Annotated in this window: 10 protein-coding genes and 1 pseudogene; all 11 read left to right on the top strand. The window is 58.6% G+C overall.

Annotated features, from left to right (window positions below; all coding sequences use genetic code 11):
* Position 1: 1 nt before the first annotated feature.
* Positions 2 to 3631 carry a type VI secretion system membrane subunit TssM gene (gene tssM, locus FJW00_RS12195; protein WP_140924268.1) on the top strand — a complete coding sequence of 1210 codons (3630 nt, stop codon included), beginning with the start codon at positions 2 to 4 and terminating at the stop codon, positions 3629 to 3631.
* 14 nt (positions 3632 to 3645) lie between these two features.
* On the top strand, positions 3646 to 4362 hold the full coding sequence (gene tagF / locus FJW00_RS12190; RefSeq protein WP_009090756.1) for a type VI secretion system-associated protein TagF: 717 nt from the start codon (positions 3646 to 3648) through the stop codon (positions 4360 to 4362).
* 10 nt (positions 4363 to 4372) lie between these two features.
* Positions 4373 to 5395 carry a type VI secretion system protein TssA gene (gene tssA, locus FJW00_RS12185; RefSeq protein ID WP_140924265.1) on the top strand — a complete coding sequence of 341 codons (1023 nt, stop codon included), beginning with the start codon at positions 4373 to 4375 and terminating at the stop codon, positions 5393 to 5395.
* 79 nt (positions 5396 to 5474) lie between these two features.
* Entirely contained in the window at positions 5475 to 6008 is a 534-nt protein-coding gene (tssB, locus tag FJW00_RS12180; protein ID WP_009090754.1) for a type VI secretion system contractile sheath small subunit, read from the top strand.
* Positions 6005 to 7504: a type VI secretion system contractile sheath large subunit gene (gene tssC, locus FJW00_RS12175; protein WP_140924263.1), complete on the top strand. Its 1500-nt coding sequence runs from the start codon at positions 6005 to 6007 to the stop codon at positions 7502 to 7504. The genes tssB and tssC overlap by 4 nt, the downstream gene beginning before the upstream one ends.
* 661 nt (positions 7505 to 8165) lie before the next feature.
* Positions 8166 to 8648 (top strand): Hcp family type VI secretion system effector, encoded by a 483-nt coding sequence (locus tag FJW00_RS12165; protein ID WP_009090751.1) that lies wholly within the window; start codon positions 8166 to 8168, stop codon positions 8646 to 8648.
* A gap of 48 nt (positions 8649 to 8696) precedes the next feature.
* A complete protein-coding gene (locus tag FJW00_RS12160) occupies positions 8697 to 9188 on the top strand; it encodes a type VI secretion system amidase effector protein Tae4 (protein ID WP_009090749.1) in 492 nt (163 codons plus the stop codon).
* A complete protein-coding gene (locus FJW00_RS12155) occupies positions 9185 to 9544 on the top strand; it encodes a T6SS amidase immunity protein Tai4 family protein (RefSeq protein ID WP_009090747.1) in 360 nt (119 codons plus the stop codon). The genes FJW00_RS12160 and FJW00_RS12155 overlap by 4 nt, the downstream gene beginning before the upstream one ends.
* A 435-nt stretch (positions 9545 to 9979) precedes the next feature.
* Positions 9980 to 11851: a type VI secretion system-associated FHA domain protein TagH gene (gene tagH / locus FJW00_RS12150; RefSeq protein WP_140924259.1), complete on the top strand. Its 1872-nt coding sequence runs from the start codon at positions 9980 to 9982 to the stop codon at positions 11849 to 11851.
* Positions 11848 to 12639, top strand: a complete 792-nt coding sequence (locus FJW00_RS12145; RefSeq protein WP_046101647.1) for a PP2C family protein-serine/threonine phosphatase — start codon at positions 11848 to 11850, stop codon at positions 12637 to 12639. The genes tagH and FJW00_RS12145 overlap by 4 nt, the downstream gene beginning before the upstream one ends.
* A gap of 10 nt (positions 12640 to 12649) precedes the next feature.
* A pseudogene (locus tag FJW00_RS12140) lies at positions 12650 to 13289 on the top strand (hypothetical protein); the annotation flags it as partial.

Below are 13289 nucleotides of genomic sequence, written 5' to 3'. Positions count from 1 at the left end.
CATGCTGAATATCCTGTTTGCGGTACTGACCAGCCGCCTTGCGTGGGGCTTTGTCGGCATCACCGCGCTCTCTTTTATCATCTGGGTCATCGGCCCGGTCTTCTCTATCGTGGACTCGCGTCCGCTTGAGCCGGAGCAGAATCGCATCATCAGTATTGCGCTGCTCTATCTGGTGTGGGGCCTGGGGCAGGCGATCCCGCGGTTCTATAACTTCTGGCTTAACCGCAAACTGATGTCGAGCCTGGAAACCGGTAAGAGTGACGCCCCGGAAGCGGACCGGCAGCGGCTGACCAGCGAAGAGCAGGTGCTGGCAGGGCGCTTCTCAGAAGCCACAGAGATGCTGAAAAAGGCGCACTTCCAGCGTCACAGCAGCAAAGGAACACCGTTCTGGGCGCAGCGCTTTGGCCGCCAGTATCTCTACCAGCTGCCGTGGTACATGATTATCGGCGCACCCGGTGCCGGTAAAACCACCGCGCTGGTCAACTCCGGCCTGCAGTTTCCGCTGGCGGATAAGTTCGGGAAGTCGGCGCTGCGCGGGATTGGCGGCACACGCAACTGCGACTGGTGGTTTACCAATGAAGCTGTTCTGCTCGACACGGCGGGGCGTTACAGCACCCAGGAGAGTCAGCAGGAGCGCGACGCCAGCGAATGGCACCACTTTCTCGGACTCCTGCGCAAATATCGCGGGCGTCAGCCGATCAACGGCGTGGTCGTCACCCTCAGCGTCTCCGATCTGCTGACCCAGTCGCCTGAAGCGCTGCGCAACCAGGCGCTGGCTTTGCGTCAGCGCCTGATGGAGCTGCATGACCGTCTCGGCATCCGCTTCCCGGTCTATGTGCTGGTGACCAAGGCGGACCTGCTCAAAGGGTTCCGCAGCTACTTTGCCGCGCTGGATAAAGCGCAGCGTGAACAGGTGTGGGGGTTCACCTTCCCGTGGGCGCAGGCCTCCGCCGCCGATTTTGAGCTGAATAACCAGTTTCAGCAGGAGTACTCCCTGCTGCAGCAGCGGCTGGAAGCGGGGCTGGCGGATCGGCTGCTGACGGAGAGCGACGCGCAGGCGCGGGCCGAGAGCTATCTGTTCCCGCAGGAGTTTGCGGCACTGCGTCCGGTGCTGGCAGAGGCGCTCGACACGCTGTTTGCCCGCTCTGATTTTGAAACCCAGTTCGCCCCGCGCGGTATCTATTTTGCCAGCGGCACCCAGGAAGGTCTGCCGTTTGACCGGGTGATGGGGGAGCTGAACCGCGCACTCAATCTGCCGAACCAGCAGGCGGGTGAGTCGGGAAGCTGGGACCATGTCGATAAAGAGGCGCCGATCCCGCAGAACAAAGGGCAGAGCTTCTTCCTGAAAGGGGTGCTGGAAAATGTGATTTTCCAGGAGTCTGGTCTGGCGGGCAGCAACCGCTGGTGGGAGCTGCGCAACCGCGCCGGTCTGTGGTCGGGCTATCTGGCCCTGCTGGTGCTGTTACTGGTGGCTGGCGCGCTGTGGCTCACCAGCTACAGCAAAAACAAAGCCTATCTGCAGGAGATGGCTGCCAAAACGCCGCAGGTGGAGCAGCTGGGCGATCGGTTACAGCAGCAGGTCAATGGCGATCTGTTTGCGCTGGTGCCCTATCTCAACACCCTGTTGCACCTGCCGGAGAGCGCCGACTTCTCGCTCGACTCGCCACCGCTGACGCGCCGTATGGGACTCTATCGCGGCACCGAGGTCAGCGATGCAACCCGGGCGCTCTATGACAAAGCGCTGAAGCAGCTGCTGTTGCCGCAGGTGGCACAGAACATTACCCGCTGGCTGCGCAATGACAATGGCAGCGACGCTGATTACAGCTATGAGGCGCTGAAGGCGTATCAGATGCTCTACCAGCCAAAGCATTACGATGGCAAGTTCCTGCAGGCGTGGCTGATGCTTAACCTCTCCCGCGAACTGCCGCAGAACGTCACCCAGCAGCAGGTCAAACAGCTGGCATGGCACCTGCAACAGCTGCTAGAGACGCAGATCCAGTCGTCGCCTTACGCGAAGGATGAGGCGCTGGTCAGGCGCGAACAGACGCTGATTAACCAGATGCCGCTCTCACAGCGGGTTTATGGCCGACTGAAGCGACTGCTGCAGCGCAACGGCACGCTACAGCCGGTCACGCTGTCGGCGCTGGGTGGGCCGCAGAGCGAGCTGGTGTTTTCACGCAAAAGCGGCAAGTCGGTCAACGACGGGGTAGAGGGGCTCTACACGCCGGACGGCTACTGGCAGCAGGTGGATAAGCAGATCGCGCCGGTGACGCAGGCGCTCTATAAGGACGATCTCTGGGTGCTGGATGGGGCCACGCCGCAGCAGAAAAGTGAGGAGATCGACCTCGCGGTGCGCCAGCTCTATGTGCAGGACTATATCCGCCAGTGGGAGCAGTTCCTCAGCGATATCCAGCTCAACAGCAGCGCCGATCTGTCACAGCGTATCAACACGGCGCGCCTGCTCTCAGGCAATCACTCACCGCTGCGCCAGATGGTCATCAACCTCAGTAAACTGCTGACGCTGAACCGGGCACAGCCTGATGAGAAAACTGCGCAGCCGCAGCAGCCGTCAGATAACAGCGCCACCCGCACGCTGGAAGCGCTGTTTACCTCGCCCGACGCCAGCGCCGCGCGGGGCCAGGCTGCCGCGCAGGCCGCACCGGAGCAGGCTGTAGCGCTGCACTTTGCGCCGATTCTGGAGCTGGCGCAGCCGTTACAGCAGGGCAGCAAGGTGCTGGCAGTCGATGATTTCCTGCACCAGATTGACGATCTTTATCGTTACCTCACGGCGGTGCAGGATGCCGCCAACAGCGGGATGCCGCCACCGGCCAGCGATGCCATCAGCCGTCTGCAGGCCAGCGCCGGTCGCCTGCCGGGGTCGCTGCAGAACATGGTTTCCAGCATGGCCGTGGGGGCCAGCAGCGATGCTCAGCGTCGCGACATGGATAACGTCCGCAAACGCATCACCATGGAGGTCGGCAGCTTCTGCCGTCAGGCGATTGCCGGTCGCTATCCGCTGGTGCGCTCTGCGCGCAGCGAGGTAACGCCCGACGACCTGGCCCGCATGTTTGCGCCAGGCAGCGGCATGATGGACAGCTTCTTCCGTGACAACCTGGCGAGCAAGGTGGACACCACCCGCGCAGCGTGGCGCTTTACGCCGGGCATCGACGGTAAAACCCTGCCAGGCGGCGAAGCCCTGCTGCGTCCCTTCCAGCAGGCACAGTCGATTCGCGATGCCTTCTTTGCCAACGGCGCAACCACCCCAGGCTTCCGCGTGACGCTGCGCACCGTCAGGATGGACAACGATATTCTTAACCTGACGCTGGATGTGGATGGACAGATTCTGCGTTACAGCCACGGGCCGCAGGCGGTTCAGCTGGTCAGCTGGCCCGGTCCCGGCGGCACCAGCCAGGTGCGGATGCAGCTCGGTCTGACCAACGGCACCACGTCCACCCTGGTTACCAGCGGCCCGTGGGCGCTCAATCGCTTCTTCGACCGTGCCCGGGTGACCGCGGCTGGCGGACTGACCCGCGAAGCAACGTTCAGCGTGGAAGGCCATCAGGTGACGCTGTCGTTTACCCCTGGCAGCATTCGTAACCCGTTCCAGCTTCCCGGCTTTAGCTGCCCCTGAAACAGGATCCGACAATGACTCAATACGCTGCACCCTGCTGGTACGGCAAACTGCCCAGCGCGGGTGACTTTGTAAAGCGCCGCTTTCCGGACGTGCTCTATCGCCAGTGGTCCAGCTGGTTTCAGGTGGGGCTCCACCACTGGCAGAGCAATCAGGAAGGCGATAACGCGCCTTCACGGCCGTTTCTCAATGCGCCGGTGTGGAACTTTGTGGTTCCCCCGATGCTCGGCAGCCAGCTCATCCAGATGGGCTGCCTGATTGCCGCGCGTGACAGTGTGGGGCGTAACTACCCGCTCTGTGCGCTGCGTCATTTCACCCCGGCCGAGTGGTCACCCGCGCTGCTGGCGCGTTCCGGTGAGTGGTATCAGCAGGTGGGCAATACGCTGTTGCGGGTGGTGCAGGGCGGCGGCTCACCGGAGCAGCTGGACCAGGCGCTGCTCAGTATCCCGCAGCCGCAGCCTCCTCAGGCGTCAGACGAATCGTCAGACATTCTCAACGTGATCGGGCATGGCGATACACCTTCGACGCTGAACTGGACGCTGCCGGGCGAGAACTTTGACCCGCAGTTCTACACCAGCTTCTGGTGGACGAACCAGAGCGACGGGTTTCCGCTTTATACCCAGGTGCACAGCGGTAACTTCACCGCCCAGCTTTTTTCCCTGCTGTTTGATCCGGCCGGTGGGGCAAAGCCGGGACGAAACGGACTTTATCCCCCGATGTTTGAATCCTGAGGCGACACGCATGACGACCAATATTGAGGCTTTGCTGGCTCCGGTCAGCGACGACAATCCCGGTGGGGATAACCTGGAGTATCACGCCGATTTTCTGGCGATGGAGCAGGCCAGCGCCGGTAAAGCGGAGCAGCAGTTCGGCAGCACGATCATTCCGGCGGAACCGGCGGACTGGAACAAAGTGGAGAAACTGGCGATCGCGCTGCTGGAACGCAGCAAAGATCTGCGGGTGATGCTGGCGCTGACTCACGCCTGGACCGAGCTGAAAGGGCTGCCGGGCTACGCACAGGGCCTGAAACTGATTGAGCAGGCCTTACTGCTTTACTGGGAGCCGCTGTGGCCGCGGCTGGAAGAGTATGGCGAACAGGATCCTTTCTACCGCATCAACGCGCTGGCGCTGCTGGGTGACAAGTCGCCCCTGAGCAGCGCGGTGCGCCAGAGCTGGCTGCTGCGCTACCCCTCAGATGGGATCACGCTGCGTGATGCCGCTGCGCTGTGCGACGGCAGCAAAACGGAGGTGGCTGATTATCCGGGTGGCCTGCCGCGTCTGATCGACGAACTGGCGCGGGGCGATCAGCCCGGCATTGAGGCGGTGCTGCAGATTCATGAGCGGCTGCAGACCATCTGCGAAACCGTGGCCGAACGGCTGGGCGACGCCGCCGTGCCGGAACTGACGCAGCTGCGCAGGCAGATTGCACTGATCGCCGAGCGCGGCGAGGCCACCGACCTCAGCGCCCTGGTCCCCACGGCAGCGGCGACGGAACAGCCGGCTGAAACCGCAGCAGCGCCTGCACCGGCGGCACCCCGTGCGGCGACTGACTGGCGCAGTGTGCAGATTGGCTCCCGCGCCGACGCTCAGCTGATGCTGGAAAAGGTAAAGCTCTATTTTACCCAGCACGAGCCGAGCCATCCGGCACCGCTGATGATCGACCGGGTTCAGCGTTTAATCGAACGCGACTTTCTGGAGATCATTCGTGAACTGGCCCCTGATGGGGTGCATCAGCTGGAAACCATTTTCGGCCGTCGCGATTAAGCAGACATAACGCACTCACACAGCGGGACCTGCGCGCCTGCTGTGACACTTTATCCGCGCATCATTAATGGAGAAAACCATGGCAACAAGCAAATCCAGTGGGCAGAAGTTCATTGCCCGCAATCGCGCGCCTCGCGTTCAGATTGAATATGACGTGGAAATTTATGGCGCGGAACGCAAAATTCAGCTGCCGTTTGTGATGGGCGTGCTGGCGGATCTGGTCGGTAAACCGCTGGAGCCGCAACCGGGCATCGACGAGCGTAAATTCCTTGAGATCGACATTGATAACTTCGATGAGCGCATGAAAGCCCTGAAGCCGCGCGCCGCTTTCCAGGTGGATAACACCCTGAACGGCGAAGGCAAACTGAACATTGATCTGACTTTTGACAGCATGGATGACTTCTCGCCGGATGCCGTGGCCCGCAACGTTGAGCCGCTGAGCAAATTGCTGGAAGCGCGTACCCAGCTGGCCAACCTGCTGACCTACATGGATGGCAAAAACGGCGCGGAAGAGCTGATTGGTAAAGTGCTGCAGGACCCGACGCTGTTGCAGGCCCTGACCCATCTGCCAAAGCAGGGTGACACCACTGACGCAGAGGAGCCTAAAGCATGACCCAGACTTCACAACAGCCGCAGTCCCAGGGCGCGGCCAGCTTCAGTCAGGATGAGTTCAGCGCGCTGCTGAACAAAGAGTTCCGGCCAAAAAGCGATCAGGCGCGCGCTGCCGTGGAAAGCGCGGTAAAAACCCTGGCGCAGCAGGCGCTGGAAAATACCGTGACCGTCTCCAGCGATGCCTATCGCACCATCCAGGCACTGATCGCGGAGATTGATGAAAAGCTGTCGCAGCAGGTAAACCAGATTATTCACCATCCGGAATTTCAGTCGCTGGAGAGTGCCTGGCGTGGCCTGAGCTACCTGGTGAACAACACCGAAACCGACGAGATGTTGAAAATCCGCTTCATGAGCATCTCCAAACAGGAGCTGGGTCGCTCCCTGAAGCGCTACAAAGGCGCTGGCTGGGACCAGAGCCCGCTGTTCAAGAAGATTTATGAGCAGGAGTATGGTCAGTTCGGCGGCGAGCCGTTTGGCTGTCTGGTAGGTGACTACTATTTCGATCACAGTCCGCAGGATGTTGAGCTGCTGGGTGAGATGGCACGTATCGGGGCGGCAGCGCACTGTCCGTTTATTACCGGTACCGCGCCGGAAGTGATGCAGATGGAGTCCTGGCAGGAGCTGGCGAATCCGCGTGACCTCTCCAAGATCTTCCAGAACACCGAATATGCCGCCTGGCGCAGTCTGCGTGAATCGGAAGATGCCCGTTATCTGGGGCTGGTCATGCCGCGCTTCCTGTCGCGTCTGCCCTATGGCATCCGCACCAACCCGGTCGACAGCTTCGATTTTGAAGAGCAGACCGACGGTTCCGATCACAGCAACTACGCGTGGAGCAACGCCGCCTACGCGATGGCAGCCAACATCAACCGTTCGTTCAAAGAGTATGGCTGGTGCACCGCGATTCGCGGCGTGGAGTCAGGCGGGGCGGTTGAAAACCTGCCGTGCCACACCTTCCCAAGCGACGACGGCGGCGTGGACATGAAGTGTCCGACCGAAATCGCCATCAGCGATCGCCGCGAAGCGGAGCTGGCGAAAAACGGCTTTATGCCGCTGGTGCATCGCAAAAACTCTGACTTCGCCGCCTTTATCGGTGCGCAGTCACTGCAGAAGCCGACGGAGTATCACGATGCGGATGCCACGGCCAATGCCCGTCTGGCGGCGCGCCTGCCTTACCTGTTTGCCTGCTGCCGCTTCGCGCACTACCTGAAGTGCATCGTGCGTGACAAGATCGGCTCCTTCCGCGAGCGCGATGAGATGGAGCGCTGGCTGAACGACTGGGTGATGAACTATGTCGATGGCGATCCGGCTAACTCCTCCCAGGAGACCAAATCACGTAAGCCACTGGCGGCGGCTGAGGTCAATGTGGAAGAGCAGGAGGATAATCCAGGCTACTACGCCGCGAAGTTCTTCCTGCGTCCGCACTACCAGCTGGAAGGACTGACGGTGTCACTGCGTCTGGTTTCTAAGCTGCCGTCACTGAAAAATGACAACGCCTAAAGGGTGAGAAGAGGCGCGATGCTGGAGTCTGGATCCGCATCGCGCGCTTCCCTGCTGATGAGGCTATTAACCGGATGTTTGCCTGAGCCAGGTGGGCAATGCTATGCCCGGTCTTTTTCAGACTGAGTGCATCTGCGTACGATTTTTACCAGTATAAAAGTCACCGCGACGCAAACTGCGATGAAAACGGCTTTACCGGCAATCAATCCGAGTGAACAGGCAATGAAATGCTCATAGCGAGAAATGAGATATAGCGACCCGACAAGATCAGTGATCGAATAAAGTGAAAGTAGTGACATTAATATGGCGAGGAAAAGTAAGATGATTTTCTTCACGCTCATTCCTTTTTTGAGCAATTGACAGGCCCGCTACTATAAACTTTGCATGATATTACTGTCTACAGAATGGCCGGCTGCAATCTCAGGCGAATGGAAGAACATTAATTCGCATGTCAGATTTCGCTATGAATAAGCGAGAAATAAAAGTATTTGTCCGATTTAAAAAACGGGCAGCAAGAAGTCTGAAATAGCGTTAATGACGCTATTTCAGAAGCAAGGCAAAGGTAAAATATGGACTGTTTTATTCAGCCCCATGCTTTTCTTTTTGCCATATCCTTGCTTTTTTGAAAGCAATAATCTCAACCAATAAAGAGTGAAAGATAATGGCTATTGATATGTTTATGAAGGTTGACGGTGTCACCGGCGAGTCTAAAGACTCTAACCACACTGGCTGGACCGATATTACCTCTTTCTCATGGGGTGCCTCTCAGCCAGGCAACATGTCTGTTGGCGGCGGCGGCGGTGCCGGTAAAGTTAACTTTAACGACCTGCACGTTAACGCCCTGATCGACAAATCGACCACGGCACTGCTGAAGAACTGTGCCAGCGGTAAGCATCTCGCTAAAGTTGAACTCTCTATCTGTAAAGCGGGTGGGACTCAGGTTGAGTATGCACGCATTACTCTGGAAGATGTGCTGGTGACCACCGTTAATTACAACGGTTCTGACAACGGCGATACGCTGGGCATGACCTACTCCTTCCAGGCTTCTAAAGTGAAGCAGCAGTACTGGGAGCAGAGTGCTTCCGGCGGCAAGGGCGCAGAAAGCAGCGCAGGCTGGGACATCAAAGGCAACAAAGAAGCGTAATCGCTTTATGCCGCCTCCCCTCGGGGAGGCTTTATCAGGAGTTTTGCTATGGCACATTTAAGACCTCAATTTTCTGCCGCCTGGAACCGCTTCTCTGAAGTCAATGTTTCGGTAGAAAAGGTAGGGGAAAAGTTGGGTGGCAATGTGGAAGCTAACATTGCCTCCGGGATTTTCCAGAATGCATGCCCAATCAGAATGAGCTATGTTCTTAATTACACGGGCGTTCCTGTTCCGGCTAACAGTCGTTACGCTACCGTGACGGGAAAAGATAAAAAGCGATACATGTTTCGCGTTAACGATATGATGGACTTTCTGGTATCTGTTTTTGGCAAACCCGACCTGACTGTAAGATCGCCGAAACCCGCTTCATTTAATGGTAAGCAGGGGCTGATTGTCTTTCAGGGGAATGGCTGGAGCAATGCCCGGGGACACGTAACACTCTGGAACGGAAATATCTGCTCTGATAGCTGTCACTTCCTGGGGGGTGCGGAAAATGGTACTTTTGTTCCTGATGTTGCCTCTCTGTGGATACTGAAATGAAAAAGGTTCTGATACTACTGGCTTTGATCTCATCCCCTGCAGCGCTGGCAATCACGCCACCTGCTGTCAACTCCTTTACGCAATCTCAAATTTTCAGTAACTGGCTGCTGAGTCGTTGTGCAGGGAAGGTTTCTGCTGAAAAAGCATTCACTGATGATGCCTTTAAAAGCGCATCAGCCTGGCTGGAGGCAAGTCATCTTCCCGTGGACGCATTCACCGACGGGGATAAATTGATTAGCGCTTATCTGAAGATGAACCTGACCGGCTCAGTGGCAGGAAATTTTAATATGATGAAATGCACTTTGCTGTCTCAAAGTCAGGATGCGAACGCTCTCTACAATAAATATAAAAAGTAAGCATTCCCTCAAAAAATTACAGATGTTGCCGTGCTCATTTTAAAGAAAACAGTGGGTATTATTTCCTGTTAATGAGGCTGCTAACAGAATATAAAATAAAGATGATGCGTTTCGTTCGCACTGAAAATGTCAGGCGAGAGGCGTATGCTGTTGTCCAGCAATCTCCTGCTGCTGATACATCGTGGATGTCTGAGAGTTGGGTGCTTTCCCAGATCGTTTTCACAATCAGCTTATTATGGATGGCGCTATCGTCTCTGTTTATTTATGTAATGAATTAACGACGATATATTTTTCTGCCCAGTAAGCCGTGCTGCCATCAATACGTTCCCGATTAATACTGTCTGCCAATAAAAACCTTCCCGCTCCCTATACCCCGCACCTTTCCCTGAGAGGTGCGCACTATAGATGCCGAACCGCTAACCGCAGGAATCCGTTATGCGCTTTACGATAATAACGACTAAACCGGGCCAACAGCCGCCGCAGACCCATTGTGACTTCTTTCCGCCCGGCGGCACCATTGGTCGCGGCGTGGACAACAATCTGGTCCTGCCAGATGACGACCGTACACTCTCCCGACTGCAGGCGATTGTGCATATCACCGCCAGCGGTGAGTGCCGCCTGACCAACCGTGGCAATGTGACGCGGGTGCTGCTCAACGATATTCCGCTTGAGCGTGGCCGTCAGGTCGAGCTGCAGGATGGGGACATTCTGGGCATTGATGATTATCAGCTGCGGGTCAGTGACCTCAACAGTGCGCAGCCGCCGCAGACGGAGAGGACGGCTCCGCGCCCTGAGCCGGTGCGCCCTGCGTCGATAGTGCCTGAGCCGCCGGTGGAAAAAACCGCGACGGCGGCCATTCCCAGCGAAATCTGGGACAGCCTGGCGAAAGAGTTTTCGATCTCGGATGATCTCTCTAAGCGCAAAGCCGCGCCGGAACTGCCGGAGGCACATCCGCTGACCGCGCCTGCCGCGCCGGAGCGTAATCCGGAAGATCCGCTCTCCCAGCTGGCTAATGACGCGCCGCTCGATTTTGGTCAGCAGCCTAAAAACAGCAGCCTGTTTGATGAAGGCGATGCGCTGTTCGCCCGGGAAAGCATTTTTGACGACAGAACGCCAAGTACGCTCTCTGCTCAGACGAAGACGGCGGCACCTCAGGCTGAAAAGCCCGCCGCTGAACTGGACCCGCTGAGCCTGTTTGAGGGTGAAAGCAGCATGGATGCCCGCAACCATGACGATCCGCTGGGACTGATGATGGGCAACGCGGTGCCACTGGCACAGCCGGAGCCGCAGACCGCGAAACCGGCCACCCTGCATGTGCCCCCGCAAGCCCCGGCCAGCGTGAAACCGGCGACCGGACGTCCGCCGGAAGCGGTGCCTGCCACGCCGGATGCGCAGGATTTTTCGATGCTGTTCAGTGACGCACCACCACCTCAGCAGGCAGCAGAGAGCCAGCATCACCCTGAAGCGCCGGGCCAGACGCCCCTGATCGAAGATGAAGACGCCGCTCAGCCCGACGCGGTCACGCCGCAAAATGAGTATGGCGGGATTACGCTGCCTACGCCGCAGGCCGTACAGCGCGCACCTTCACCGACGCCAAAAGGGCGGCTGCGTATCGATCCGGTCGCCTCGGGATATCAGCCTGCCGCCACGGAACAGCCGTTGACCGCCGGCCAGAACAGCGGCGACGCCCTGAAGGGGGAACTGCTGGATGCGCTGCTGGAAGGGATGGGTCTGCGTGACCTGCAGCCGACGCCCCAGTTTGACCGGGAACAGATGCTGCAGTTTGGTCAGATGCTCAGTATGTTCTCGCAGGGGACGGTCGCGCTGCTCTCATCGCGTTCGATCCTCAAGCGCGGCGTCAAGGCCGACATGACGGTGATCCTCGACGACGCTAACAACCCGTTCAAGCTGCTGCCGTCAGGCAAGACCGTCCTGATGCAGATGTTCGGCAGCCGGATGCCGGGCTTTATGCCGCCGCGTCAGGCCGTGCGCGATGCGCTGATCGACCTGCAGGCCCACCAGCTGGGGATGATCGCCGGGATCCGCGCCATCATCGCCTCCATGCTGCAATCCTTTAATCCGGAACAGCTGGAGGAGGAGGCGCGCCAGGCGGGATCGGTGTCACGTATCGGCCTGCCGGGCAGCCGCAAAGCCGCCCTGTGGGAACATTTTGTTGAGCGTTACGGCGAGACGGCGGGCGAAATCGAGGACGATTTTCACACCCTGTTTGGCGAAGCATTCCTGCACGCCTATGACCTGGAAGTCAATCAGTACAAAGACTCACAAACCCACACGGATGACGCATGAATATCACTATTGCCTCGACGTCGAATCAGGGCGATCGCGCCAGTAACCAGGACCAAATCGGTGATGTGATCGGCAAGCGCTCCGCCTGCTTTGTCGTGTGTGATGGCGTGGCGGGATTCCCCGGCGGCGAGATTGCCGCGTCGATCGCCCGCAGCAGCCTGCTGGAGGCCTTTGATGGCAATGCGCATCTTGATGCGCAGTCGATTCGCCGCTATGTCAATCACGCCAACCACGCCATTCGTCAGCAGCAGAAAGTCAGCAGTGAACACAGCCGGATGGGGACCACGATGGTCAGCCTGTTTATCGACCGGGACTACCATCTGGCCTGCTGGGCCCACGCCGGGGACAGCCGCCTCTATCTGTTCCGGCGCGGTTATCTCTATCTGGTCACCACCGATCACAGTCTGGTGCAGCAGATGAAGGATGCCGGACACCGTACCGAAGGGATCAACAGCAATCTGCTCTATTTTGCGCTGGGGATGGGTGATGAGCAGCGCGACGCCAGCTACAGCGACGTGGTGGAGATTGAAGATGGTGATGCCTTTCTGCTCTGCACCGACGGTTTCTGGCACGGCGTGTCGCTGGAGCAGATGCAGCAGTCGCTGCACATGGTGAATACGCCGGAAGAGTGGCTGACGCTGATGCAGCAGATCATTAAAAACGACCAGCCGGATGCAGGACAGCAGGATAACTTCAGTGCGCTGGCCGTCTGGATTGGGTCACCTCAGGACACCACTTTACTGCACTCGCTCTCTGAAGCGGCGCAGTTCTTCCCTCTGCGAGATTGAGAACGCCAACATGAAATATGGATTACTGGGTCTGGCAGCGCTGCTGCTCAGCACGCACGCTTATGCTGAAAACTATCGCATCGTCCAGTCCCCGGCACAGAAACTGGATGTCTGGATCGATAACGTAAAAAACAATCAGCTGTCGAGCTGGTGTAACAGCACGATCTCTCTGCGGATCGTCACGCTGGGTGAAAAAGACCCGGCGGTGCTGAAAACCTTCCTGCCGCGCGTTGCCGGATTGATGGCGTCCCAGTGTAAACCGCTGCAACAGCTGCACTGGCAGCTCACCGACGCGCAGGGCAGTGAAATCGCGACCGGCAGCGCTGCCAGAGCGCAGCAGTGGAAAACCGTGGTTACGCCGCCTGCGACACCGGCCGCCACGGCCGCCGCCGTGCCTGCCGATCCGCTGGTCAACGCCGCGCAGGCAGACACCTCGCCGTGGCTGCAGTTCAGTCTGCTGGATGGCTGCCATTTCCGCACCTGGTGGCAGCACCCGGCTCAGGGTAGCGCGCTGTTTGTTCCGGCAAAGCAGGGGCTGGTCTGCGGGTCGGATGGCTGGCTCAGCGGACACAGCAGCCTGACGCAGCAGGGTAACGGCGCGACGGCGCAGGTGGGTGTGACCTTCCTGCAGGGCTTCCCGGTCATGGGGC

Origin of the sequence: Pantoea anthophila (assembly GCF_006494375.1) — a bacterium.
GTDB lineage: Bacteria > Pseudomonadota > Gammaproteobacteria > Enterobacterales > Enterobacteriaceae > Pantoea > Pantoea anthophila.
This window is presented reverse-complemented; position numbering and strand designations above follow the sequence as displayed.

What these genes read in the sequence shown, in the direction of transcription:
- tssB (WP_009090754.1), top strand. Translation starts at nt 5,475, where the DNA reads ATGGCAACAAGCAAATCCAGTGGGCAGAAGTTCATTGCCCGCAATCGC.
- tagF (WP_009090756.1), top strand. Translation starts at nt 3,646, where the DNA reads ATGACTCAATACGCTGCACCCTGCTGGTACGGCAAACTGCCCAGCGCG.
- tssM (WP_140924268.1), top strand. Translation starts at nt 2, where the DNA reads ATGCTGAATATCCTGTTTGCGGTACTGACCAGCCGCCTTGCGTGGGGC.
- FJW00_RS12160 (WP_009090749.1), top strand. Translation starts at nt 8,697, where the DNA reads ATGGCACATTTAAGACCTCAATTTTCTGCCGCCTGGAACCGCTTCTCT.
- tssC (WP_140924263.1), top strand. Translation starts at nt 6,005, where the DNA reads ATGACCCAGACTTCACAACAGCCGCAGTCCCAGGGCGCGGCCAGCTTC.
- FJW00_RS12155 (WP_009090747.1), top strand. Translation starts at nt 9,185, where the DNA reads ATGAAAAAGGTTCTGATACTACTGGCTTTGATCTCATCCCCTGCAGCG.
- FJW00_RS12145 (WP_046101647.1), top strand. Translation starts at nt 11,848, where the DNA reads ATGAATATCACTATTGCCTCGACGTCGAATCAGGGCGATCGCGCCAGT.
- tssA (WP_140924265.1), top strand. Translation starts at nt 4,373, where the DNA reads ATGACGACCAATATTGAGGCTTTGCTGGCTCCGGTCAGCGACGACAAT.
- tagH (WP_140924259.1), top strand. Translation starts at nt 9,980, where the DNA reads ATGCGCTTTACGATAATAACGACTAAACCGGGCCAACAGCCGCCGCAG.
- FJW00_RS12165 (WP_009090751.1), top strand. Translation starts at nt 8,166, where the DNA reads ATGGCTATTGATATGTTTATGAAGGTTGACGGTGTCACCGGCGAGTCT.